The organism is Pseudomonas sp. NPDC077649 (assembly GCF_044542855.1).
GTDB lineage: Bacteria > Pseudomonadota > Gammaproteobacteria > Pseudomonadales > Pseudomonadaceae > Aquipseudomonas.
In genome coordinates this window covers 526,305-550,832 of the sequence record NZ_JBITVF010000001.1, presented here as the reverse complement: position 1 = coordinate 550,832, position 24,528 = coordinate 526,305, and the positions used below count along the sequence as shown (strand labels likewise).

Sequence of the window (24,528 nt, the reverse complement as noted above, 5' to 3'; positions counted from 1 at the left end):
GGTGGATGACGCTTTTTTTCATCCACCAATGGCATCGCACGGTGGATCGATAGCGCGCGAGCTACGCGCCCCGCTCCACCCTACGCAAAGGACATCGACATGCTGCAAGTTGAACAACTCCACCAGTACTACGGCGGCAGCCATATCCTCCGTGGCCTGTCGTTCGACGTGAAGGTCGGCGAAGTCACCTGCCTGCTCGGCCGTAACGGCGTGGGCAAGACCACCCTGCTCAAATGCCTGATGGGCCTGATCCCGGCCAAGGACGGCAGCGTGCAGTGGGAGGGCCAGGCCATCACCGGCCACAAGCCGCACCAGCGCGTACAGGCCGGTATCGCCTACGTGCCGCAGGGCCGCGAAATCTTCGGTCGCCTGACGGTGGAGGAAAACCTGCTGATGGGCCTGTCGCGTTTCCCCGCCGGCCAGGCCAAGGCCGTGCCGGAATTCATCTACGAGCTATTTCCGGTGCTGCGCGAGATGAAGCATCGCCGCGGCGGCGACCTGTCCGGCGGCCAGCAGCAACAGCTGGCCATCGGTCGCGCCCTGGCCAGCCAGCCGCGCCTGTTGATCCTCGACGAACCCACCGAAGGCATCCAGCCCTCGGTGATCAAGGAAATCGGCGCAGTGATCAAGAAACTCGCCGCCCGTGGCGATATGGCCATCCTGCTGGTGGAGCAGTTCTACGACTTCGCCGCAGAGCTGGCCGACCAGTACCTGGTGATGAGCCGCGGCGAGATCGTCCAGCAGGGCCGCGGCGAGAATATGGAAGCCGAGGGCGTACGCGGGCTGGTGGCCATCTAGTAGGGTGCGCCGCGCGCACCGCCGCCCTCTCGGGTCAGCGCAGTCCAGACGCGCACGGCGCCCCCACGCACCGAATTGGTTCGAGGCACGCCTCTTGCTTGCCCACTCGGTCAACTAATGCGCGGAAATCTTTGCCCTGTCATGAACCTGCCTGTCGCCCCGTTCACGCCGAGCTGGCCCGCCGAGCTGGAGCTGGCCTACGCACGCCACGGCGAACGCACCACGCCAGTGCAAAGGCGCCACCTCGGCCCTCTTAGGGTGCAGAAGCACCTCTATGCCGAAGGGCCGCAAGTCTGCCAGCACATCATCGTCCATCCGCCCGGCGGCATCGCCGGCGGCGACCGCCTGGACATTTCCGCCCATGCCGGCGAGGGCACCTGGGTGCAGCTCACCAGCCCCGGCGCCGCCAAGTGGTATCGCGCCGCCGGCGTCGCCCGCCAGGAGCTGCGCCTGAGCGTCGCGGCCGGCGCCACCCTGGAATGGCTGCCGCAGGAGACCATCGTCTACGCCGGCGCCCAGGCCGAGCTGCACACGCAGATCGAGCTGCACGGCGACGCCCGCCTGCTGTACTGGGACATCGTCGCCCTCGGCCGCCCCGCCGCCGCCGAGCGTTTCGCCAGCGGCCACTTCCAGGCCGCCCTGGATATCCGCCGCGACGGCCAGCTGCTGTGGCACGAGCGCCAGCGCGTAACCGGCGGCGACGGCCTGCTCGACTCGCCCGTGGGCCTCGACGGCCAGCCGGTATTCGCCACCCTGCTGGCCAGCGGCGAAGTGGACAGCGAATTGCTGGAACGCTGCCGCGAACTGAAGATCGACGGCGTGCGCGGCGACCTCAGCCAGCTCTCGGGCCTGCTGATCGCCCGCTGCCTGGCCAGCGAGGCGCTGCAGGCGCGCGCCTGGCTGATCGCCCTGTGGCACCTGCTGCGCCCGGCGCTGCTCGGTCGCGAGGCGCTGCTGCCGCGCATCTGGAGTACCTGACGGATGTAGGGCCAAGGCACGCGCCTTGGCTACCCCAATGATTGCGGCGGCTGCGACAGGCGGTCGCCCAGAAACGGAGTCACGAGATGGATCTGAGTCCACGCGAGAAAGACAAGCTGCTGATCTTCACCGCCGGCCTGGTGGCCGAGCGTCGCCTGGCCCGCGGGGTCAAGCTCAACTACCCGGAGGCCATGGCCTATATCTCCGCCGCCCTGCTCGAAGGCGCCCGCGACGGCCGCACCGTGGCCGAGCTGATGCACTTCGGCACCACCCTGCTGAGCCGCGAGCAGGTGATGGAGGGCGTGCCGGAGATGATCCCGGAGATCCAGATCGAGGCCACCTTCCCCGACGGCACCAAGCTGGTGACCGTCCACCAGCCGATTGCCTGAGCCATGAGCTATTCGATACATGACGCCGGCGAGGCCGACCTGCCCGGCATTCTGGCCATCTACAACGATGCGGTGCAGCACACCACGGCGATCTGGAACGAGACCCTGGTGGACCTGGCCAACCGCCGCGCCTGGCTGGCCGAGCGCACGGCGGCGGGCTTTCCCGTGCTGGTGGCGCGCGCTACCAGCGGCGAGGTGCTCGGCTATGCCAGCTACGGCACCTGGCGCAGCATCGAAGGCTTTCGTCAGACCGTCGAGCACTCGGTGTATGTGCGCAGCGACCAGCGCGGCCAGGGCCTGGGACCTGTGCTGATGCAGGCGCTGATCGAACGCGCCCGCGCCGCCGCCCTGCACGTCATGGTCGCCGCCATCGAGTCGCAAAACGCCGCCTCGATCCGCCTGCACCAGCGCCTGGGTTTCGTTACCACCGGGCAGATGCCCCAGGTCGGCCGCAAGTTCGGCCGCTGGCTGGACCTGACCTTTATGCAACTGATTCTGGAGTGAACCGCCCATGATTCCCGGCCAATACCAGATTGCCGACGGCGAGATCGAGCTCAATGCCGGCCGCCGTACCCTGACTCTTTCCGTGGCCAACAGCGGCGACCGGCCGATCCAGGTCGGCTCGCACTACCACTTCTTCGAGACCAACGATGCGCTGATCTTCGATCGAGCATCCACGCGCGGCATGCGCCTGAATATCCCGGCCGGCACCGCGGTGCGTTTCGAGCCGGGGCAGAGCCGCGAGGTGGAGCTGGTCGATCTAGCCGGCGCGCGCCGGGTATTCGGCTTCGCCGGCCGGGTAATGGGCGACCTTTGACGAGTAGGGTGTCGCGGGGCCGCCTGGGCCATGCGCGCCACAAACAACGCGGATAGCGATGGTGCGCACGGCGCACCCAACGGGACGAACCAATGAAGATCAGCAGACAAGCCTACGCCGATATGTTCGGCGCCACGGTCGGCGACAAGGTGCGCCTGGCCGACACCGACCTGTGGATCGAAGTGGAAAAGGACTTCACCACCTATGGCGAGGAAGTGAAGTTCGGCGGCGGCAAGGTGATCCGCGACGGCATGGGCCAGGGCCAGCTGTGCGCCAAAGATGTAGTCGACACCCTGATCACCAACGCGCTGATCATCGACCACTGGGGCATCGTCAAGGCCGACGTCGGTCTCAAGGACGGACGCATCGCCGCCATCGGCAAGGCCGGCAACCCGGATATCCAGCCCGATGTGACCATTGCGATTGGCGCCGGCACCGAGGTGATCGCCGGCGAGGGCATGATCCTCACCGCCGGCGGCATCGACACCCATATCCACTTCATCTGCCCGCAGCAGATCGAAGAGGCGCTGATGAGCGGCGTCACCACCATGATCGGTGGCGGCACGGGACCTGCCACCGGCACCAACGCCACCACCTGCACCTCAGGCCCCTGGCACATGGCGCGCATGCTGCAGGCCGCCGATGCCTTCCCGATGAACCTGGGCTTCACCGGCAAGGGCAACGCCTCGCTGCCCGAGCCCTTGATCGAGCAGGTCAAGGCCGGCGCCATCGGTCTGAAGCTGCACGAGGACTGGGGCACCACCCCGGCGGCCATCGACAACTGCCTATCGGTCGCCGACCAGTACGACGTGCAGGTGGCGATCCACACCGACACGCTGAACGAGTCCGGCTTCGTCGAGACCACCCTCGGCGCCTTCAAGGGCCGCACCATCCACACCTACCACACCGAAGGGGCCGGCGGCGGCCATGCGCCGGATATCATCAAGGCCTGTGGATTTCCGAATGTGCTGCCCAGCTCGACCAACCCGACCCGGCCGTTCACCAAGAACACCATCGACGAGCACCTGGACATGCTGATGGTCTGCCACCACCTCGACCCGAGCATCGCCGAGGACGTGGCCTTTGCCGAGAGCCGTATCCGCCGGGAAACCATTGCGGCGGAGGATATCCTGCATGACCTCGGCGCCTTTTCCATGATCAGCTCCGACAGCCAGGCCATGGGCCGCGTCGGCGAGGTGATCACCCGCACCTGGCAGACCGCCGACAAGATGAAGCAGCAGCGCGGTCCGCTGCCGGAGGACGCGCCGGGCAACGACAACTTCCGCGCCAAGCGCTACATCGCCAAATACACCATCAACCCGGCCATCACCCATGGCATCAGCCACGAGGTGGGTTCCATCGAAGTGGGCAAGTGGGCCGACCTGGTGCTCTGGCGCCCGGCCTTCTTCGGGGTGAAACCGACGCTGATCCTCAAGGGCGGGGCGATTGCCGCCAGCCTGATGGGCGACGCCAACGCCTCGATCCCCACGCCGCAACCGGTGCACTACCGGCCGATGTTCGCCAGCTACGCCGGTAGCCGGCATGCCACCAGCATCACCTTCATCAGCCAGGCCGCGTTCGACGCCGGCGTGCCGCAGCAGCTCGGCCTGCAGAAGAAGATCGGCGTGGTCAAGGGCTGCCGCGAGGTGCAGAAGACCGACCTGATCCACAACGGCTACCTGCCGAACATCGAGGTCGACCCGCAGAACTACCAGGTCAAGGCCGACGGCCAACTGCTCTGGTGCGAGCCGGCCGAGGTGCTGCCGATGGCGCAGCGCTATTTCCTGTTCTAAAGCGGGAGCCAGGCTGGACTCGGCAGGCATGTAGGTTGGCACTGAGGTGGCTGGTGCTGAACGTAGGTTGGCGCTGAGGTAGGTTGGCGCTGAGCGCAGCGAAGCCCAACAGGGAGCACGCAGTGCTCCGCCCGACGGTCTCACCCCCCCGTTGGGTTTCGTCGCAAGCTCCTCAACCCAACCTACCGGATACCCCCCAACCTCGACAACGCAACTACACTGACGCGAACGACAACCACACCAAGGACGGTGAACATGCGTTATCGACGCGCCCGGGTGGCGGGCGGTACCTACTTCTTCACGGTCACGCTGGCCGATCGCTCGCAAGACCTGCTAACCCGTCATATCGACGCCCTGCGTGCGGCATTTCGCGCGGTGCATCAGCGTCATCCCTTTCGCATCCCGGCCATCGTGGTACTTCCGGAGCACCTGCACTGCATTTGGCAACTGCCGCAGGGGGACTGCGCTTACCCGACCCGGTGGGCCCTGATCAAATCCGGCTTCTCCCGAGCCCTCGACGACTGCGAGCCTGTTTCCCTGTCGCGCCACCTCAAACGCGAACGCGGCATCTGGCAGCGACGCTACTGGGAACACTGCATCCGCGATGCCGACGACCTGCAACGGCATATCGATTACATCCACTTCAATCCGGTCAAGCACGGTCACGCCCGATGCCCCGCAGAATGGCCGTTCTCCTCCATTCACCGGCATATCGCCCAAGGCCTGTTACCCGTCGACTGGGCCGGAGGCGGCACCTGAACTGCAAAAAGCGCCGCCTGCCGCCGGACACAGGTTGGTGCTGAGCGTCGGTTGGTGCGTAGGTTGGCGCTGAGCGCAGCGAAGCCCAACAGGGAGCACGCAGTGCTCCGCCCGACGGTCCCAACCCCCGTTGGGCTTCGTCGCAAGCTCCTCAACCCAACCTACCGCTGAAGCGGCCGACAGTCCTGCCCCCGTTGGGCTTGGGCGCAGGCGCCTCGACCCGCCGAATGCGCCACAACCGTATCTAGCCCGCCCGTCGCTGGCTCCAGGCCAGGCACAGGCCGCTGAGGATGATGATGGCCATGCCGGCGATGCCGCCGGCGTCCGGGGTGTGGGCGAAGAAGAGCATGCCCAGCAGGGTGGCGATGACGATCTGGCCGTAGGTGAAGGGCGCCAGGCTGGCCGCGCTGGCGAAGCGGTAGGCGTGGGTCAGCAGCATGTGCCCGGTCATCGCCAGGGCGCCGAGCGCCGCCATCAGCAGGCCGTGGGAGAACTCCGGTAGTTGCCAGACCCAGGGCAGTGCCAGGCTCATCAGCAGCGCGCCGAGCAGGCTGGTGAGAAAGTTGCTGGTGGCCGGATGGTCGGTGGCGCTCAGGCGTCGGGTGAGCAACTGGTAGAGGCCAAAGCACAGCGCCGCCGCGAACGGCAGCAGGATTGCCGGGGTGAACAACGCGCCGCCAGGGCGCACGATGATCAGCACGCCGAGCAGACCGCAGCCCACTGCCAGCCATATCCCGGCGCCGATCTGCTCCTTGAGCACGAAGGCCGATAGCAGGATCACCACCAGCGGCGCCAGGAAGATCACCGCCGTCGCCTCGCCCAGCGGTATGTAGCGCAGTGCACTGAAGAACAGCAGGCTGATCGCCACCAGGCTCAGGCCACGCGTCAGTTGCAGCCAGGGCCGCCGGGTGCGCACCAGGTCCCAGCCCAGGCGCGGGGCGAACAGCACCGCCATCAACAGGGTCTGCGCCAGGTAGCGCGCCCACACCACCAGCAGCACCGGGTAGAGCTGGGTCAGGGATTTCGACAGGGCGTCGTGGCTGGCCAGCAACAGGCCGGCGGCGAGGATCAGCAGGATGCCCAGGCCCGGGCGATGGGAAGTCGGCACGGAACAAACCAAACGAATAGTTAGCAGGCTACCAACTCTAGCGAGCATTCGCCGCTTTGCCCAGGGGCACCACGCCTCCGACCGGACCGTCCATCGAACGCCCGTCGGCAAACCCGAGCGGGCGCCAGCGGCCGTCCATGGCGGGACTATAGTGAAAATCCATCCCTCCGATGGGAGATCGACCTCATGCGCCCGCCCTCGCCGTCTTGCCGCCTACTCGGCGGCCTGTTGCTGCTCAGCCTGCCCCTCGCCCAGGCGGAAACACTGACGCCCCTGCAGGGGCAAAGCCCGGAGCAGATTCAAGCCGATATCGCCAGCTGCCAGGCCCATGCCGGCGGCAGCCAAACGCAGAGCGGCAACGACGGCGTCGGTGGCGAGCGCCTGCGCGGCGCGGCCAAGGGTGCCGCGGTGGGTGCCACGGCGGCGCAGATTCGCGGCAATCGCCACGACGAGGTCTACGACCGGGTGGACGACGATATCAAGCAGGAGTACCGGCAGAATCAGGCGCGCGACGCGGCGGCCGTCGGTATGGCCGTGGGAGGCTCCAGGCAGCGCCAGGAGCGGCGCGAAAACCGTCGCAACGACAGCGCCGGCGACAACGCGCAGCAGGCCTATATCAATTGCATGAGCGGGCGCGGCTACTCCGTCACGCCCTGATCAGCGCAGCTGACTGTCCTTGCTGCCGCGCCTGTTGTAGCCGCTGAAAGCGGCCTGCTCGCGGTCGTGCTCGGCCTGGCAGGCCACGCACAGGCGTACGCCGGGAATGGCCTGGCGGCGCGCCTCGGGAATCGCCGCGCCGCATTCCTCGCAGTGGCGCAGGCTCTCGCCTTTCGGCAGCTGGCTGCGAGCGCGCGCCACGGCGTCCTCGATGCTGCTGTCGATCTGTTCCTGTACCGCCGTGTCGCTCGCCCAACCGCCTGCCATCGTCTGTCTCCTCGCCCCCACCAGACAGATATGCGCCCACGGCGGGCGAAGTTCAAGAGCAGCCCGTCGTCACTCCTTGACTTCCATAAACTCACGGGCCCAGACGATATAGTCCTCGGGCAGGCTGTACTTGTGGGTCAGCTCGGTGGCGTTGAGATCGCCCGGCTCGATGCCGCGCTGCTCGCGCAGGCAGTCGTAGGTGGCCTTGATCGCGGCGAAGTAGGCGCCGTGGCCGTTGACCAGGATGCGCACGCCGAGCCGCGCCAGGCGGGCGTTGTCGCGCAGCTGCGGGTTGCCGTAGGTGACCAGCATCAGCGGCACGCCAAGGCCGCCGGCGATCTGCTCCAGGTGGGCGAAATCCTTGACCCCGACCAGGCAGATGGCGTCGGCGCCGGCGGCCTGGTAGGCGCGGGTGCGGCGGATCACCTCGTCGACCTCGAGCACCCCGGCGTGGCTGCGGGCGATGATCGCCAGCTCCGGATCGATGCGCGCCTCCAGCGCCGCGCGGATCTTGCCGACGCCCTCCTCGACCGAGATGAGGTCGGTGGACTTGCGGCCGAACTGCGCCGGCAGCAGGGTGTCCTCGATGGTCAGCGCGGCCACCCCGGCACGCTCCAGTTCGACCACCGTGCGCATCACGTTGAGCGCGTTGCCGTAGCCATGGTCGGCGTCGGCGATCACCGGCAGGCGCGCGACCCTGCCGATGCGCGTGGCCTGCTCGACGAATTCGCTCAGGCTGATCAGGGCGAAGTCCGGCGCCCCCAGCACCTGCAGCGAGGCCACCGAGCCGCCGAGGATGCCGACCTCGAAATCCAGGTCGGCGGCGATCCGCGCGGACATCGGGTCGAACACCGAGGCGGTGTGGTAACAGCGGTCGGAGGCCAGCAGCGCGCGAAAGGCGCTGCGCAGTTGGTGGTGGGAGGCGCGTTGCAGGATGGGCATGGTGCGTATTCCAGTCAGGTGAATCGCGGATCGGCTGTAGGGTTACCCGGATAGACGCGACGAACCGGGGCGCAGGACACCGACATGCGCCACCGCTGGCCGAGCGGCGTCACTCGGCGCGCTGCGGCAGGAGGCGTGCCGCGCGCTCAGTCGTCGCGCAGCAGCTCGGCCAAGGTCTCGGCATCGACCCAGGGCAACCAGTGCCGGTAGATGCGTTCCAGGCTGCCGTCGCGGCGCATCTCCAGCAGCGCCTGCTGCCAGCGCTCCACGCGCCGCGCATCGGTCTGGCGGGAGAAGGCGATGTAGGAATCGTTGGGCATCAGGTCGAACTGCGCCTGCAGCTGCTCGGCCTGCATGCCCTGTTCGGCCAGCATGCCGTCGAGGGTCAGGCTGTTGGCGAGCAGCAGCTTGACCCGGCCGTGGCGGAACATACGCAGCATGTCCTGCGGCGTCGGCACACCGTAAAGGTTGTCCAGGCCCAGCTCGGTCAGCAGCTCGTAGGAGTACCACTGCTTGGGCACGGCCAGGGGACCGAGACGGCGCACGCCGTCCAGGTCGGCGACGTGCAGGCCGTCCGCCTTGCGGCTGTAGAAGCGCGTATGGCCGCGGGCGATGGGGCCGACCCAGTGGAACAGCGCCTCGCGCGGCGCCGTGCGCACGGTGGAGAACAGCGCCGTATCGGGTAGCCGGCGAACCTGGTGGTAACCGCGCGTCCAGGGCACCACTTCGATGCGCGCCGACTCGCCGGTGCGGCGGATCAGTTCCTCGACCACCGCCACCGCCATGCCGCTCGGCTGGCCGTCCTCGAGGTAGCTGAACGGCCGATAGTCCTCGGTGTACAGGCGCAGCTCGGCGGCCAGGGAGGTGGCCAGGCTGCAGAGCAACAACAGGACACAGGCTTTGCATTTCAGGGTCATCAGCGGCCACCGACTGAGGCGCGCCCCACTGCAGGATTAGGAGCGACCAGGCGCACGATGATAAACGCCTGCCCGGCGCATCACCAAGGCTGCTCGGCGGCGGCGGCGTTGACCAGCTCCGCCGCAGTCAGCACGCGCGGTTCGGGCAGCAGCTGCAGGCGCGACGCCGCCGGTTCGCCCTGCAGCGCCTGTCGCCCAGCTGTCGGCTCATACTTTTTCACATTCCAACCGACGGTCGGGCTAGCCCTGGCGCGCCGGGCAGGCGATCATCGGGCCTCCTACGCAGACTCCAGACGTTATGACCGCTACCACCGACAGCCGCATCCCGACGCACAAGCCCCGCCCGCTGATCGACCTGGCCATCAGCATCCTGATCCCCTCGTTCATCCTGATGAAGCTCAGCGGCGACGAGCGCCTCGGCGCCGACGGCGCGCTGCTGCTGGCGCTGGCCTTCCCGCTGGGCTGGGGCGCGTTCGAGCTGATCAAGTACCGCAAGTTCAACTTCATCGCCCTGCTCGGCCTGATCAGCGTGGCGCTGACCGGCGGCATCGGCCTGCTGCACCTCGACACCCAGTGGCTGGCGGTCAAGGAAGCGGCGATCCCCGGGCTGATCGGCATCGCCGTGCTGGTCTCGACCCGCACCCGCTACCCGCTGATCCGTACCCTGCTGTTCAACAAGTCGGTGCTCAACGTCGACAAGATCCACCAGCGCCTGGAACAGGGCGGCCACCTCGAGCACTTCGAGACCCGGCTGATGCGCGCCACCTACTGGCTCAGCGGCACCTTCTTCTTTTCCTCGCTGATGAACTACGTGCTGGCCAAGTGGATAGTCGTCAGCCCGGCCGGTACCGAGGCGTTCAACGACGAGCTGGGGCGCATGACCCTGCTCAGCTACCCGATGATCGCCATCCCCTCGATGATCATGCTGATGGCGATCTTCTACTACCTGTGGAAGACCATCCACGGCCTCACCGGCCTGAGCCTGGAAGAGATCATGGCCCACCCGGGTCAGGAGTCGCAGTCCTGATTCCCGTCCGCGCCGGCCGCCCGGTCGGCGCAACGCCACGATGCTGAGCCTGTCCGCCTACCCGGCCCTGTTCCTCTCCGCCTTCGGCGCCGCCACCCTGCTGCCGCTGCAGTCGGAGGCCGTGCTGGTGGGCCTGCTGCTGCACGGCGAACACGCCCTCTGGGCCCTGCTGCTGGTGGCCACCTGCGGCAACGTGCTGGGTTCCTGGATCAACTGGCTGCTCGGCCGCTCCATCGAGCGCTACCGGGAACGCCGTTGGTTCCCGGTCAGCCCGGCGCGCCTGCAGCAGGCGCAGGCCTGGTACGCCCGCCATGGGCGCTGGTCGCTGCTGCTGAGCTGGCTGCCGGTGATCGGCGACCCGCTGACCCTGGTCGCCGGGGTGATGCGCGAACGCCTGTGGGTGTTCCTCGCCCTCGTCAGTCTGGCCAAGGCCTCGCGCTACGCGGTGCTGGCCGCGCTGACCCTGCAGCTGAGCTGAACGCGCGCTAAGCCGGCCGCCAGATCGTCTCGGGACCGATGGCGGCCAGGTCGCGGCAGCCGGTCAGGGCCATGGCCACTTCCAGTTCGCCGCGCAGCATCTGCAGCACATGGGCCACGCCCACCGCGCCGGCCGCCGCCAGGCCGAACACATAGGGCCTTCCCACCAGCACCGCATCGGCGCCCAGGGCCAGCGCCTTGAGCACGTCGCTGCCGCGGCGGATGCCGCCGTCGAGCAGCAGCGGCACTTGCTTCTGCACCGCGGCGGCCACTTCCGGCAGCGCCTCGATGGTCGCCGGCAGGCCGTCCAGGCTGCGCCCGCCGTGGTTGGAGACGATCAGCCCATCCATCCCCGCCGCCAGCGCCTGCTCGGCATCGGCGCCGCTCATGATGCCCTTGAGCAGGATCGGCAGACGGGTCAGCCCACGCAGCCAGGCCAGATCGGCCCAGGTCGGCGCCGCCGCCAATAGCGGGCCGCCGAGCAGCAGGCTGCGGGCATCGGGATCCGCCTGGGCCTGCAGCGGGCGCATGCCGCGCAGGTTGACCGCCTCGACACCCGCCGGCAGGGCGAAGCCGGCGCGCTGCTCGCGGTTGCGCACGCCGCTGACCGGCGCATCCACGGTCAGCACCAGCGCCTGGTAGCCGGCCGCCTCGGCGCGGCGCACCAGCGCCGCGGTGAAGTCGCGATCGGGCTGGATATACAGCTGGAACCACAGCGGCGTCTGCGCGGCGGCGGCGATAGTTTCCAGTTCGACGCTGGCCTGGGTGCTGACCAGCATGCCGGCGCGCACCGCGCCGGCCGCCAGCACGCTGGCCAGCTCGCCGTCGGGGTGGGCCAGCTGCTGATAGGCCACCGGGGCGAGGAAGATCGGGTGGTCGAAGTCCTGGCCGAACAGGCGCAGGCGCGTGTTGCCGCCGCTCAGATCCCGCAGTACGCGGCTGCGCAGGCGCAGGCGGTCGAAGGCGGCGCGGTTGTCGGCCAGGGTCAGCTCGTCGGCGGCGCCGCCGGCCAGGTAGGCCCAGGCCTGCTCACTCAGGCGCTCGCGGGCGAAGCGCTCGTAGTCGGCCAGCGCGGCGATTTCTGCGGGTATCTGCTGCAGTTTGGGCAAGGGCATGGGAGCCTCTCCGCGAGTTGTTGGTCGCCCGGATGCCATCCGGGAAATGCGCGCCAGCTATCCCCGGATTGCATCCGGGCTACGGGTCGAACGCTCAGGTCTGCGACCACTGGCGCAGCAGGTTGTGGTAGACGCCGGTCAGGCGCAGCAGCTCGGGGCTGTCCGGCAGTTGCTGGCGCAACGCCTGGATGCTGTCGTCCAGCTCCAGCAGCAGGTTACGCTGCGACTCCTCGCGCACCAGGCTCTGCACCCAGAAGAAGGCGGCCAGGCGCGCGCCGCGGGTCACCGGCTCGACCCGGTGCAGGCTGCCGCTGGAATAGAGCAGCAGATGGCCGGCGGGCAGCTTGACGCGCTTGTCCTGCAGCACCAGCTCGCCGCCGTCGTACTCGTCCGGCTCGCTGAGGAACAGGGTGGCCGACAGGTCGGCGCGGATGCGGTGCGGCGTGCCCGGCACGCTGAACACGGCGCTGTCGATATGCGCGCCGTAGCTGCCGCCCTCGGCGTAGCGGTTGAAGCGCGGCGGCAGCACCTTGAGCGGCAGTGCAGCGGCCATGAAACGCGGGCTCTGGCCGAGCTGGGCGAGGACGAACTCGGCCAGTTGCTGGGCCAGCGGATCGTCCTGGGCCAGTTGCTGGTTGGCCTTGACGCCGACCGCCTGATGCCCGGCGCTGTGCCGACCGTCCTGCCAGTTGGCGGCCTGTAGCGCGGCGCGACACTGGCGCAGCTGCTCGGCGCTCAGCAGATCGGGGATATGCAGCAGCATGGGTGAGGTCTCCAGGGCGGCTCGCCGTTGGCGCAGAATTCTAAAGAGAGCGAGGCCACTATGACAGCCATGCCTGGCGCTCGCTCCTGCTACAGGCAAACGCCCCGGCCGCTGGCGCGGTCGGGGCGTTGCCACAGGCACTTGCGCTTAGAAGCGGAAGTTGGTGCTCAGGGTGAAGGTACGCGGGTCGCCCAGCAGCACGCGGCGACCGTTCCAGTTGCTGGAGACGGCGTATTCCTCGTCGGTCAGGTTGTCGACGTTCAGGCGCACATCGAGGTTCTGGTTGACCTCGTAGCTGGCCATGGCGGCGAAGGTGGTGTAGCTCGGCAGCTTGCCGTACAGGCCGTTGGCGACGATACGGCTGGCATCGTCCGGGCGGCCCAGGTAGGACGAACCGACGTGCTGCGCGCCCAGGCCCAGGGTCAGGCCGACCGGCAGGCGGTAGGTGGTCCACAGGTTGCCAGACACCTTGGGGGTGAAGGCCAGCTCGTCGCCGTCGGTGCGCAGCGCAGTGCCGTAGTCGCCGGCGTTGGCGCGTCGACGCACCTCGTCCAGATAGGCGCTGTGCTTGCGCTCGCTGTCCATGAAGACGATGCCGCCGTAGACGTTCCAGGCCTCGGTGATCTGGCCCGAGGCGCCCAGCTCCAGGCCCTTGACCACCTGCTCGCCGTAGCCCTTGAGGCTGTCGCTGGTCTCGCCGGCGTCGCGGCCGGTGATGGCCACGTCCTTCTTCACCGTGTAGAACAGCGCTGCGGTGGTGGACAGGCGCTTGTCGAAGAAGTCCCACTTGGTGCCGACTTCGTAGTTGTGCGCGCGCACCGGATCGGCGCCCGGGACGAAGCCGGGGAAGGCCTGGCCGTTGACCCGCGAGATGTCCGGGTTGGACAGGTAGGAGCCGGGCGGCTGGGTGGACACGCCGTAGGCGGCATACAGACTGCCGTTCTCTGCCGGCTTGTAGACCAGGCCGAGTTTGCCGCCGATGCTGAACTCGCGGTCGTCGAAGCCGTCGGCGCCCACCGCGGCGCCGGTCTGGACGTTACGGCTGCGGATATCGACGTCGTACTGCTCCAGGCGCAGGCCGCCGGTCAGTTGCCACTGCGGGGTGAACTCCAGGGTGTCGTAGAGGTACAGCGCCACGGTGTCGACGGTCACGTCGCTGCGCTCGCGCAGGCGGCTGTGCTTGGAAGCCGGCCCGCTACGCTCCCAGTCCGGGTCGAAGATATCGACGTTGCCCGGGTTGACCTCGGCATAGGTGCCGGCCTCGGACTCCTCGCGGGTCAGCTCCAGGCCGGCGGCCAGGTTGTGCTTGATCGAACCGGTGGCGAACTGCGCCGAGAGGTTGGTCAGGTTGCTCAGGCTGGTGTTGACCCGGTCGTAGAACTGGGTGTCGGTACGCAGCTGGTCGCCGCCCAGGTACTGGAAGGGCAGGGTGTAGCGCGCCTGGCGGTCGACGCGCGCCCAGCGGGTCTGGTTGCTCAGGGTCATGCCGGTGGACAGGTCGTGTTCCAGACGCACCAGCAGCGCATCGCTGGTGGTGTCGTCGAAGTCCGACTTGAGGCCGTAGAACTCGTCGCGGTCGACCCCGGACAGCGCCGGGTTATAGGGCGTGTCGCCCTTCATGCCCTTGACCGACGCACCGGAAACACCCCAGTCCGGGCGGTCGTTCATCTGCACGTGCTCGTAGGCGAAGATCGCGCGGGTGTCGGTGCCCAGGCCGAAGGCCAGCGACGGCGCCAGGCCCCAGCTGTTCTTCTCGGCGTGCTCGCGACCGGCCACGCCGCTGTCTTCCACCAGCAGGTTGAGGCGGAAGGCGGCGCTGTCGTGGATGATCTGGTTGGTATCCAGGGTGGCGCGGCGGCGCGCCTCGGAATCGTACTGATCGAAGCCGAAGCTGGCGCCACCGGCAATGAAGCTTTCCAGGGTCGGCGTCTTGGTCACCAGATTGACGTAGCCGCCGGCGCCACCGCGGCCGTTGTCGGCGGCCGGGCCCTTGGCCACTTCCACCTGCTCGACGTTGAACACGTCGCGGGTGTAGCTGCCGTTGTCGCGGGCGCCGTCGATGAAGATGCTGCCGCTGGTGTCGAAACCGCGCAGGCTGAAGTTGTTGGTGCCGCTGGCGAAGCCGTTCTCACCGGCGTTGAAACTGATCCCCGGGGTGTTTTTCAGCACCTCGGTGAGGGTGCGCGCGTTCTGCTCGCGAAACAGCGCTTCGGGAATGATGTTGATCGTCTGTGGGGTATCCAGCAGCGCCGCGGTCTGCTTCGGCGAGGACGCCTTGTCGACCTTGTAGCCCTGGTCCTGCTGGCCCTGCACGGTGACGTTGTCCAGCTCCACTGCACTGTCCTGAGCCACGGCGAAGCCGGACGCCAGGGCCAGGCCGACGGCCGAAGCCAGCAGGCGACGCTGGGGAAGAGGTGCACGCTTGTTATGCTTATCGCTCACGAGAATCACTCCAGATAAAAACTGCGCGCGATAGTAGATGAGATTCAGTTGCAATCAATCTTTACGAACGATTTACAAAGGAGAATTTGTAACAAATATGTCACTGACAATCGCGTCTAGCCAACAGCGCGCTCTGGAAAGGGGTTTACAGCCGAACCGGGGGAAAGCGCAGAAGCCCGGCGGCAGAAATGACAACGCCCACACAAGGTGGGCGTTGCTGACCAGGCAGGTCGCTTACAGGTAGTAGGACTTCAGCGGCGGGAAGCCGTTGAACTCCACCGCGCTGTAGCTGGTGGTGTAGGCACCGGTGGACAGCCAGTAGAGGCGGTCGCCGCTGGCCAGGTTGAGCGGCAGGCCGTACTTGTAGTGCTCGTACATGATGTCGGCGCTGTCGCAGGTGGGACCGGCGATCACCACTTCCTCCATCTCGCCCTTCTTCTCGGTCCAGATCGGGAACTTGATCGACTCGTCCATGGTTTCGATCAGGCCGCTGAACTTGCCGACGTCGGCGTAGACCCAGCGCTCCACCGCGGTGCGCGACTTGCGCGCCACCAGCACCACTTCCGAGACCAGCACGCCGGCGTTGGCAATCAGCGAGCGACCCGGTTCGAGGATGATTTCCGGCAGCTCGTCGCCGAAGTCTTCCTTGAGGAAGCGAGTGATCTCTTCGGCGTAGGTTTCCAGGTCGTTGGTGCGCTGGATGTAGTTGGCCGGGAAGCCGCCGCCCATGTTGATCATCTGCAGGGTGATGCCGTCCTCTTCCTTGAGGCGCTCGAAGATCACCTTGACCTTGGCGATGGCCGCGTCCCACACGTCGATGTCGCGCTGCTGCGAACCGACGTGGAAGGAGATGCCGTAGGGCACCAGGCCCAGCTGCTTGGCCAGGATCAGCAGGTCCAGGGCCATGTCCGGCTGGCAGCCGAACTTGCGCGACAGCGGCCAGTCGGCGCTGGTCGAGCCTTCGGTGAGGATGCGCACATAGACCTTGGCGCCCGGTGCGGCCTTGGCGATATTGCGCAGGTCGGCCTCGGAGTCGGTGGCGAACAGGCGCACGCCCTTGTCGAAGAAGTAGCGGATGTCGCGCGCCTTCTTGATGGTGTTGCCGTAGCTGATGCGCTCGGGACCGACGCCAGTGGCCATCACCTTGTCCAGCTCGTAGATCGAGGCGATGTCGAAGCTCGAGCCCTTGTCGCGCAGCAGCTCGATGATCTCGACGGCCGGGTTGGCCTTGACCGCGTAGTAGACCTTGGCGAACGGGAAGCAGTTGCCCAGCTGATCGTAGGCATCGCTGATGATCTGCCGGTCGATCACCACGAAGGGGGTTTCGTGCTGATCGGCGAACGCCTTCATGCGGGCAAAAGTGGCGGGTGCGTAATAGTCTTCGACCTTGATCGACATGCTGGTGACTCCAATGGCAAAACCGGGAACACATTGATTCGGGCAGCAGAACCGCTTACAGGTTCCGCCACGTGTCGGGGCTGGCCGCGCGTTGCTCCGGCCTGAACGTCTGACAGTTTCCCCACTTTGGTTCGCCTACTTCCCAAGGCATGTCGCCGAGCATCACCGGTACCGACCTGGCCGGCCGGCAACCTCTCGTCGTCAGTACTTGAGCCGGATGGATCGTTTCCAGCATGGACGTTCGGGCGCGGACTTTAAGACCATGCGCCCCTCAGATCAACCGGAAATTTCATCGTTCCGGATATCGCACGAAATGCCCGGAAATGCTGAACGGGCGCGGCCTGCAGCCGCTTGCCCGGCAGGCGAACTCCCTGCTGCAAAACAGTCTAGAACAGCCTCAAGTCAGCGCCATGACCAGGCCGGAGGTCGGCTTCGCAAAACCCGATCCGACAATCCGCAGCGGCGCGACAAGCTGCCGGCGGCTCGCCACCGAGGTGCAGGCACCCGCACGGCGCTTGCTGTATACTTCGCGACCAATTTTTCGCCCCATCTTCATCCAGGTTCAGCCCATGACCACCCAGGCCGCCGAAGTCGCCAAGCGCCGTACCTTCGCCATCATTTCCCACCCGGACGCCGGCAAGACCACCATCACCGAGAAGCTGCTGCTGATGGGCAAGGCCATCGAGGTCGCCGGCACGGTGAAGTCGCGCAAATCCGACCGCCACGCCACCAGCGACTGGATGGAGATGGAAAAGCAGCGCGGCATCTCCATCACCACCTCGGTGATGCAGTTCCCCTACCGCGAGCACATGATCAACCTGCTCGACACCCCCGGCCACGAAGACTTCTCCGAAGACACCTACCGCACCCTGACCGCGGTGGACAGTGCGCTGATGGTGCTCGACGGCGGCAAGGGCGTGGAGCCACGCACCATCGCCCTGATGGACGTATGCCGCCTGCGGGATACTCCGATTGTGAGCTTTATCAACAAGCTCGACCGCGACATCCGCGACCCCATCGAACTGCTCGACGAGATCGAGGCGGTGCTGAACATCAAGGCCGCGCCCATCACCTGGCCGATCGGCTGCTACCGCGACTTCAAGGGCGTGTACCACCTGTCCGAAGACAAGATCATCGTCTACACCCCGGGCCACGGCCACGAGCGTACCGAGGTGAAGATCATCGAGCACCTCGACTCCGACGCGGCCCGCGCACACCTGGGCGACCTCTACGACCACTTCGTCGACCAGCTGGAGCTGGTCCAGGGCGCCTGCCACGAATTCGATGCCGAAGCCTTCCTCAAGGGCGAGATGACCCCGGTTTTCTTCGGCACCGCGCTGGGCAACTTCGGCGTCGACCAGGTGCTCGACGCCGTGGTCGACTGGGCCCCGCGCCCGCTGCCGCGCGCCGCCCACGAACGGGTGGTGGAACCGATCGAGGAGAAGTTCAGCGGCTTCGTGTTCAAGATCCAGGCGAACATGGACCCCAAGCACCGCGACCGCATCGCCTTTATGCGTATCTGTTCGGGCAAGTACGAGAAGGGCATGAAGATGCGCCACGTGCGGATCAAGAAGGACCTCAAGGTCGCCGACGCGCTGACCTTCTTCTCCAGCGAGCGCGAGCACCTGGACGAGGCCTTCGCCGGCGACATCATCGGCCTGCACAACCACGGCACCATCCAGATCGGCGACACCTTCACCGAAGGCGAGAGCCTGGGCTTCACCGGTATCCCCCACTTTGCCCCGGAACTGTTCCGCCGCGTGCGCCTGAAGGACCCGCTGAAATCCAAGCAGCTGCGCCAGGGCCTGCAGGAGCTGGCCGAGGAAGGCGCGACCCAGGTGTTCTTCCCCGAGCGCAACAACGACATCATCCTCGGCGCGGTCGGTGTACTGCAGTTCGACGTGGTCGCCAGCCGCCTGAAGGAGGAATACAAGGTGGAATGCGCCTACGAGGCGATCAACGTCTGGTCGGCGCGCTGGATCGACTGCAGCGACGAGAAGAAGCTCAAGGAGTTCAAGGACAAGGCCTACGAGAACCTCGCCGTCGACGGCGGCGGCCACCTCACCTACCTGGCGCCGACCCGGGTCAACCTCAGCCTGATGGAAGAGCGCTGGCCGGAGATCAAGTTCCGCGCGACGCGTGAGCATCACTGATCGGCGGTGAACCCACGACCCTCCCCCCCTCGCCGGGCCCCCATCCCTCTCCCTTATAGGAAGAGGGATGGGGTAAGAGGGGCCTACGCCGCCGCCCCCACCGCCAGCGGCGGGGCATCGGCGCGTTTGATCACGGCATAGACCACCCCGGTGAGCAGGCTGCCGGCGACGATGGCCAGCAGATACGGCAGCGCCTGGTTGATCGCATTGGGGATCAGCAGCACGAACAGCCCGCCGTGCGGCGCCATCAGCTTGCAGCCGAAGTACATCGACAGCGCACCGGTCAGGGCGCCGCCGGCGATGCTGGCCGGGATCACCCGCAGCGGGTCCTTGGCGGCGAAGGGAATCGCCCCCTCGGAGATAAAGCACAGCCCCAGCACCCCGGCCGCCTTGCCGGCCTGGCGTTCGCTCTGGGCGAACTTGCGCCGCGCCAGCAGGGTGGCGATGGCCATGCCGATCGGCGGCACCATGCCGGCGGCCATGGTCGCCGCCATCGGCGCGTAGCTCTGCGAGGCCAGCAGGCCCACGGAGAAGGCGTAGGCGGCCTTGTTGATCGGTCCGCCGAGATCGACGCACATCATGCCGCCGAGCAGCAGGCCGAGCAGAATCGCATTGGTGCTGCCCATACCATCGAGGAAGGCGGTGAGCCCGGCGAGCATGCCGGCCACCGGGCTGCCCACCAGGTAGATCATCACCAGGCCGGTGAACAGGCTGGCGACCAGCGGGATGATCAGGATGGGTTTCAGCGCCTCGATGCTGTCCGGCAGGCGCAGCCAGCGGGCGATGGCCAGGGCCGAGTAACCGGCGAGAAAGCCGGCGATGATGCCGCCGATAAAACCGGCGCCGAGCGAACTGGCCAGCAGCCCGCCGATCATCCCCGGCGCCAGCCCCGGGCGGTCGGCGATGGAGTAGGCGATATAGCCGGCCAGCAGCGGCACCATCAACTGGAACGCCGTCTCGCCGCCGATCTTCATCAGCGCCGCGGCCAGGCTGCCCTCCTCCTTGAACGCCTCGATGCCGAAGACGAAGGACAGGGCGATCAGCAGACCGCCGGCCACCACCATCGGCAGCATATAGGACACGCCGGTGAGCAGGTGCTTGTAGGGCCCGGCCTTGGCACCGGGCTGGGCCGCGGTGGCGCCCTCGGCCGGCGTCGCCTCGCTCAGCGGCCTGGCCTCGGCCAAGGCGCGCTCGAGGGTCTGCTGCGGCTGCTTCAGCGCCACCCCGGTGCCGCAGCGATAGACCTTCTTGCCGGCGAAGCGGGCGGTGTCCACCTCGATATCGGCGGCCAGCAGCACCGCGTCGGCGGCGGCGATGGCAGCCTCGTCCAGCAGGTTGCGCGCGCCCACCGAGCCGCGGGTCTCCACCTGCAGCTCGAGGCCCATGCGCGCGGCCGCCTGCTGCAGCGCCTCGGCGGCCATAAAGGTGTGCGCCACCCCGGTCGGGCAGGCGGTCACCGCCACCAGACGGGGTCGGTCAGCGGCCACGGCCGCGGCCTGCTCGGCGTAGGGCTGGGCGCGCTCGGCCGCCTCGCGCAGGAAACGCTGCGGATCGGCCAGCGCCTCGGCCGGGGTGGATTGCAGCAGGCGTTTGCCGACGAAGCGGCTCAGCGGCAACTCGCCGGTCTTGACCACCAGCACCAGGTCGGCGGCGGCGATATCCGCCTCGCTCAGCGGCGCGCCGATGGCGCGGGCGTCGTGCACCTCGACGCGGGTGCTCCAGCCCAGGCGCTCGGCGGCGGCCTGCAGCAGACGCGAGCAGAGCACGCTGGTGACCTGGCCGTTGGGGCAGGCGGTGACGATCAGCAGGTTCATGGTGAAAGGCCTCTTATTCTTCTAGGGACTGCAGCTGCACCGCCGCTTCCAGGCGCGCCAGCTGTTCGCGATCGTGGATGCCGAAGCCGACCTGGGTCACCGCCTGGGCGGCCACCGCGGTGGCCAGGCGCAGGGTGCGCTCGGCCGGCCAGCCCGACAGCACACCGTGCAGGCTGGCGGCCAGCAGCGAGTCGCCGGCGCCGACCGTGCTGGCCACCGCGACCCGCGGCGGGATGGCGCGCAGGGCGATGCCCGGGCCGTGCCAGTCGACCCCGGCGGCGCCGCGCGACAGCAGCACGTGCTCGATGCCCTGGGCGCGCAGGCCCCGCACCGCCGCGGCGAGGTCGCTGCCGCAGGCTTCGGCCAGTTCCTCCTCGTTGGGCTTGACCAGCCAGGGCGCCACCGCCAGCGCGGCGCTCAATGCCGCGCCGCTGCTGTCGACCGCCAGCGGCACGCCGCTGGCCCTGAGCCGGCGCAGCAGGCCGGCGAACCACTCAGGCGCAACCCCGCGCGGCAGGCTGCCGGCTACGACTATGGCGTCGTGGCCGGCCAGCAGCGGGGCTAGCTCCTCGAGCAACTGCTCCAGGTGCTCGGCCTCGACCTGCGGACCGGGGCCGTTGAGGTCGGTGATGCGCCCGTCGGCCTCGGCCAGCTTGATATTGCTGCGCGTCTCGCCGGGCACGCGGACGAACAGGTCGTGGAAGCCGCGCCGGTGCATCAGGGCCTCGAACGGCGCTGCGTTGGCGCGACCGAGAAAGCCGGCCACGCTCAGGCTGTGGCCGAGGTCGGCGAGCACCTGGGCGACGTTCAGGCCCTTGCCGGCGGCGTGGCTGGCGAAGCCGTGGCAGCGGTTGACCACGCCGGGCTGCAGTTGGTCGAGGCGCAGGGTCAGGTCCAGCGCCGGGTTCAGGGTCAGGGTCAGGATGCGCGCCATCAGTGCACCTCCGCGACCAGCGTGCGCACCGCGGCGGCGCTGTCCAGCGCCAGCGCCTGCTCGGCCAGCGCGCGCGCATGGCGGCTGTCCAGCTCGCGCACGCGCGCCTTGACCAGGGCGATGGCGCGCGGCGACACGCTCAGCTCGTCGACGCCCAGGCCGACCAGCAGCGGCACCGCCAGGCGGTCGCTGGCCAGCTCGCCGCACACGCCGACCCACTTGCCCTCGGCATGCGCCGCCGCCACCGTCATGCCGATCAGCCGCAGCACCGCCGGGTGCAGGCCGTCGGCCTGGGCCGAGAGGGTCGGGTGGCCGCGGTCGATGGCCAGGCAGTACTGGGTCAGGTCGTTGGTGCCGATGCTGAAGAAGTCCACCTCGCGCGCCAGCACCGGCGCCAGCAGGGCCGCCGAGGGCACCTCGACCATGATGCCGAGCTGCAGGTCGGCCAAGGGGATTTCCTCGCGCAGACGCAGGACCATGTCGCGCGCCACCCGCCACTCCTCCACCGCGCCGACCATGGGGAACATGATCCGCAGCGGACGCCCCTCGGCCGCGGCCAGCAGCGCGCGCAGCTGGGTTTCGAGGATATCCGGACGCTGCAGGCTGAGGCGGATGCCGCGCACGCCGAGGAAGGGGTTTTCCTCGGCCGGCATCGGCCAGTAGGGCAGCGGCTTGTCGCCGCCGACATCCAGGGTGCGCACCACCAGCGGGCGACCGCCCAAGGCGTCGAGCACGCGGCGGTACTCGACTTCCTGGGCCGCCTGGCTCGGCGCCTGGGCGTGTTCCATGAACACCAGTTCGGTGCGCAGCAGGCCCACCGCCTCGGCGCCCAGAGCCACCGCCTCGGCGGTCTCGCCGGCGGCGCCGATATTGGCCGCCACCTCGACGCGCACGCCGTCGCTGGTCACGGCCGCCTGCAGGCGCGCGGCATGCGCCTGCTCGCGGCGGCGCTGCGCGGTTTCGCGCTCGCGCAGGGCCTGCTGGCGAGTCGCTTGATCCGGCGCCACGCGCAGCAGGCCGCTGTCGCCGTCCAGCAGCAGCGGCGTGCCCTGGGCCAGCGCCAACACCGCCTCGCCGGCGCCAACCACCGCGGGAATGCCCAGGGCGCGGGCGATGATGGCGCTGTGCGCGGTGGCGCCGCCGCGCGCGGTGAGGATGCCGGCGACGCGCTGACGGTCCAGGCTGGCGACATCGGACGGCGCCACCTCGGCCATCACCAGCACGTAGGGTTCGTCCGGCTCGCCCGGCAGCTCGACGCCGCACAGCCGCGCCAGCACGCGGCGGCCGATGTCACGCAGGTCGGCGGCGCGCTCGGCCAGCAGCGCGTCGTGCAGCGCCTCCTGACGCTGCGCGGCGGCCTCGATCTCGGCCTGCCAGGCGGCCTCGGCGCTGGCGCCGCGGGCCAGACGGGCGTCGACGTCCTCGCGCAGCGCCGGATCGTCGAGCATGGCCAGATGAGCGCTGAAGATCTCGCGGATGCTGGCCACCCCGGCGCCATCGACCATCCGTTGGATCTCGCCGCCGATGGCCGCCAGTACCGCATCCAGCCGGCGCCGCTCGCTAGCGGCGCCCTGGCCCTGCTCGGCGTAGTCGAAGCGCGGCAGCACCCGCACCAGCGCCGGGCCCATGGCGATGCCCGGCGAGGCGGCCACCGCCTGCAGGCGGCTGCCGGCCGGCGGCGCCTGCAGCGGCACCTGCGCGGTTTCGTCGGCTGCTGGCTCCTGCGACGCTACTGGCAACGGCTCGACCGCCTCGCCCAGGCCGCTCTCCAGCGCCGCGCGCAGCGCCGGCAGGGCGTCGTCGGCGATGCCCGGTTCGGCGCTGAATTCGAGGACCTGCCCACGCCGCGCGCCGAGGGCGAGCAGGCGGCTGAGGCTCTTGGCCGAGACGCCGGCGCCGTCGTCGCCGGCCAGGCGCACGCGGATCTCGCCGGCGAAGCCCTGCGCCAGTTCGCTCAGAATCTTGGCCGGCCGCGCATGCAGGCCGTGGGCGTTGGCCAGCGGCAGCTGCACGCTGGGCCAGTCCGGCGCCACCTCGCCGCCGAGGGCCTCGATCACGCTGCGGCTGCTGTGCGCCTCGCACAGCTCGGCGGCGCGCCCGCCGATCAGCACGTCGCACAGCCGTTCCAGCGCCTGACGATGCGCCTCGCCCTGGCTGGCCAGACAGAACAGGCCCTTGAGCGGCTCGCCGCGAAAACTCAGGGGCGCCGCCGGGGTGACGAAGGCCAGCCCCGGCCGCTCCACGCCCCGTTCGCTGTGCAGCCACCACAGGCCCTCGCCCAAGGGCAGCGGCTCGCCGCGGGCCAGGCTGAGGGCGAAGCCGGAGGCCGCACAGCCGGCCTGCTTGAGCAGTCGCGCGCCCTGCCAGAGCAGCTCGTCGAAATCCTCGACCGGCAGGCCCAGGCCCACCAGTTGGCCGTCCAGCGCCAGCGCCTGCGGCGCGCCCTGCAGCAACTCGACGATCTGCTCGGGCGTGCGCGCCGTGCGCAGCGCCTGGCTCAAGTCGCCCTCGCCGAGCGCGCGGGTGAGCAACTGCAGCAGGTGCAGGTGCTCGTCGGACTGCGCGGCGATGGCGATGGCCAGGTACACCTGCTGGCCGTTGCCCCAGTCCACGCCGTCGGGGAACTGGATCAGGCAGACGCCGGTGCGCAGCACCTGGTCGCGGGTCTGTGGCGTGCCGTGGGGGATGGCGATGCCCTGGCCGAGAAAGGTCGAGCCCTGCGCCTCGCGCGCCTGCAGGCCGGCCAGGTAATCCGCGGTGGCCAGGCCGGCGGCGGCCAGGGCCTCGCCGAGCATGGCCAGCGCCGCCTGTTTGTCCGCGGCCTGACGGCCCATCTGGATCTGGCTGGCGTCGAGTTCGAGCATGGAAATGTCCTCCGGCAGGCGAGGTATCCGAGTCATGCGGCCACCCGGATTCGCGATCTTGTTCTAAGCCTAGTTGATGAAAGCGCTTGCTGAAACGTTTCATCTAGCGCTGGCAC

General features: G+C 68.4%; 23 protein-coding genes. 11 read left to right on the top strand and 12 right to left on the bottom strand.

The window, feature by feature from the left end:
• Window positions 1-99: 99 nt before the first annotated feature.
• From urtE to ACIGFL_RS02370, 7 genes are all read left to right on the top strand, one after another.
• Complete coding sequence (gene urtE / locus ACIGFL_RS02400; protein WP_397496020.1) at window positions 100-798, top strand: urea ABC transporter ATP-binding subunit UrtE; 699 nt, start codon at window positions 100-102, stop codon at window positions 796-798.
• A 141-nt stretch (window positions 799-939) separates the two neighbouring features.
• Window positions 940-1,776: an urease accessory protein UreD gene (locus ACIGFL_RS02395; protein WP_397496019.1), complete on the top strand. Its 837-nt coding sequence runs from the start codon at window positions 940-942 to the stop codon at window positions 1,774-1,776.
• 86 nt (window positions 1,777-1,862) lie between these two features.
• Window positions 1,863-2,165: an urease subunit gamma gene (ureA, locus tag ACIGFL_RS02390; RefSeq protein WP_122108158.1), complete on the top strand. Its 303-nt coding sequence runs from the start codon at window positions 1,863-1,865 to the stop codon at window positions 2,163-2,165.
• Window positions 2,166-2,168: 3 nt separating this feature from the next.
• Entirely contained in the window at window positions 2,169-2,669 is a 501-nt protein-coding gene (locus ACIGFL_RS02385) for a GNAT family N-acetyltransferase (RefSeq protein ID WP_397496018.1), read from the top strand.
• A gap of 7 nt (window positions 2,670-2,676) precedes the next feature.
• On the top strand, window positions 2,677-2,982 hold the full coding sequence (locus ACIGFL_RS02380; RefSeq protein ID WP_011920876.1) for an urease subunit beta: 306 nt from the start codon (window positions 2,677-2,679) through the stop codon (window positions 2,980-2,982).
• Window positions 2,983-3,074: 92 nt separating this feature from the next.
• The gene (ureC, locus tag ACIGFL_RS02375; RefSeq protein ID WP_397496017.1) at window positions 3,075-4,775 is read left to right on the top strand and encodes an urease subunit alpha; all 1,701 of its coding nucleotides are present in this window, start codon (window positions 3,075-3,077) and stop codon (window positions 4,773-4,775) included.
• A 255-nt stretch (window positions 4,776-5,030) separates the two neighbouring features.
• The gene (locus ACIGFL_RS02370; RefSeq protein ID WP_397496016.1) at window positions 5,031-5,534 is read left to right on the top strand and encodes an REP-associated tyrosine transposase; all 504 of its coding nucleotides are present in this window, start codon (window positions 5,031-5,033) and stop codon (window positions 5,532-5,534) included.
• A 244-nt stretch (window positions 5,535-5,778) separates the two neighbouring features.
• Here the strand turns inward: ACIGFL_RS02370 and ACIGFL_RS02365 are convergent, their stop codons facing one another.
• Complete coding sequence (locus ACIGFL_RS02365) at window positions 5,779-6,642, bottom strand: DMT family transporter (protein WP_397496015.1); 864 nt, start codon at window positions 6,640-6,642, stop codon at window positions 5,779-5,781.
• Window positions 6,643-6,828: 186 nt separating this feature from the next.
• On the opposite strand from ACIGFL_RS02365, the gene ACIGFL_RS02360 reads away from it, so the two are divergent.
• Window positions 6,829-7,299, top strand: a complete 471-nt coding sequence (locus ACIGFL_RS02360) for a hypothetical protein (RefSeq protein ID WP_397496014.1) — start codon at window positions 6,829-6,831, stop codon at window positions 7,297-7,299.
• On the opposite strand, the gene ACIGFL_RS02355 is transcribed toward ACIGFL_RS02360, so the two are convergent.
• The 4 genes from ACIGFL_RS02355 to ACIGFL_RS02340 form a co-directional block, all read right to left on the bottom strand.
• Window positions 7,300-7,566 (bottom strand): DksA/TraR family C4-type zinc finger protein, encoded by a 267-nt coding sequence (locus ACIGFL_RS02355; RefSeq protein WP_021442668.1) that lies wholly within the window; start codon window positions 7,564-7,566, stop codon window positions 7,300-7,302.
• Between the two features lie 69 nt (window positions 7,567-7,635).
• Window positions 7,636-8,499: an oxaloacetate decarboxylase gene (locus ACIGFL_RS02350; protein ID WP_397496615.1), complete on the bottom strand. Its 864-nt coding sequence runs from the start codon at window positions 8,497-8,499 to the stop codon at window positions 7,636-7,638.
• A 155-nt stretch (window positions 8,500-8,654) separates the two neighbouring features.
• On the bottom strand, window positions 8,655-9,425 hold the full coding sequence (locus ACIGFL_RS02345) for an ABC transporter substrate-binding protein (RefSeq protein WP_122108153.1): 771 nt from the start codon (window positions 9,423-9,425) through the stop codon (window positions 8,655-8,657).
• 80 nt (window positions 9,426-9,505) lie between these two features.
• Window positions 9,506-9,646, bottom strand: coding sequence for a hypothetical protein (locus ACIGFL_RS02340; RefSeq protein WP_397496013.1), 141 nt, complete (start codon window positions 9,644-9,646; stop codon window positions 9,506-9,508).
• Between the two features lie 77 nt (window positions 9,647-9,723).
• Between ACIGFL_RS02340 and ACIGFL_RS02335 the strand changes: the two genes are divergently transcribed.
• Together ACIGFL_RS02335 and ACIGFL_RS02330 are read left to right on the top strand one after the other, a co-directional pair.
• Window positions 9,724-10,452 carry a VC0807 family protein gene (locus ACIGFL_RS02335; protein WP_397496012.1) on the top strand — a complete coding sequence of 243 codons (729 nt, stop codon included), beginning with the start codon at window positions 9,724-9,726 and terminating at the stop codon, window positions 10,450-10,452.
• Between the two features lie 40 nt (window positions 10,453-10,492).
• Entirely contained in the window at window positions 10,493-10,930 is a 438-nt protein-coding gene (locus ACIGFL_RS02330) for a YqaA family protein (RefSeq protein ID WP_397496011.1), read from the top strand.
• 7 nt (window positions 10,931-10,937) lie between these two features.
• On the opposite strand, the gene ACIGFL_RS02325 is transcribed toward ACIGFL_RS02330, so the two are convergent.
• The 4 genes from ACIGFL_RS02325 to ACIGFL_RS02310 form a co-directional block, all read right to left on the bottom strand.
• Window positions 10,938-12,044, bottom strand: coding sequence for an alpha-hydroxy acid oxidase (locus ACIGFL_RS02325; RefSeq protein WP_397496010.1), 1,107 nt, complete (start codon window positions 12,042-12,044; stop codon window positions 10,938-10,940).
• Window positions 12,045-12,138: 94 nt separating this feature from the next.
• Complete coding sequence (locus ACIGFL_RS02320) at window positions 12,139-12,807, bottom strand: Fe2+-dependent dioxygenase (protein ID WP_397496009.1); 669 nt, start codon at window positions 12,805-12,807, stop codon at window positions 12,139-12,141.
• Between the two features lie 147 nt (window positions 12,808-12,954).
• Window positions 12,955-15,249, bottom strand: a complete 2,295-nt coding sequence (locus ACIGFL_RS02315; protein ID WP_397496008.1) for a TonB-dependent receptor — start codon at window positions 15,247-15,249, stop codon at window positions 12,955-12,957.
• Window positions 15,250-15,483: 234 nt separating this feature from the next.
• Window positions 15,484-16,647 carry a type III PLP-dependent enzyme gene (locus ACIGFL_RS02310; protein ID WP_021442828.1) on the bottom strand — a complete coding sequence of 388 codons (1,164 nt, stop codon included), beginning with the start codon at window positions 16,645-16,647 and terminating at the stop codon, window positions 15,484-15,486.
• Window positions 16,648-17,216: 569 nt separating this feature from the next.
• Between ACIGFL_RS02310 and ACIGFL_RS02305 the strand changes: the two genes are divergently transcribed.
• Window positions 17,217-18,800 carry a peptide chain release factor 3 gene (locus tag ACIGFL_RS02305; protein WP_397496007.1) on the top strand — a complete coding sequence of 528 codons (1,584 nt, stop codon included), beginning with the start codon at window positions 17,217-17,219 and terminating at the stop codon, window positions 18,798-18,800.
• Window positions 18,801-18,883: 83 nt separating this feature from the next.
• On the opposite strand, the gene ACIGFL_RS02300 is transcribed toward ACIGFL_RS02305, so the two are convergent.
• From ACIGFL_RS02300 to ptsP, 3 genes are read right to left on the bottom strand one after another with little or no spacing between them, the layout of a single operon-like run.
• Entirely contained in the window at window positions 18,884-20,614 is a 1,731-nt protein-coding gene (locus tag ACIGFL_RS02300) for a fructose-specific PTS transporter subunit EIIC (protein ID WP_397496006.1), read from the bottom strand.
• A 13-nt stretch (window positions 20,615-20,627) separates the two neighbouring features.
• A complete protein-coding gene (gene pfkB / locus ACIGFL_RS02295; RefSeq protein WP_397496005.1) occupies window positions 20,628-21,548 on the bottom strand; it encodes a 1-phosphofructokinase in 921 nt (306 codons plus the stop codon).
• Window positions 21,548-24,412: a phosphoenolpyruvate--protein phosphotransferase gene (ptsP, locus tag ACIGFL_RS02290; protein WP_397496614.1), complete on the bottom strand. Its 2,865-nt coding sequence runs from the start codon at window positions 24,410-24,412 to the stop codon at window positions 21,548-21,550. Before ptsP ends, pfkB begins: the two co-directional genes overlap by 1 nt.
• Window positions 24,413-24,528 lie beyond the last annotated feature (116 nt).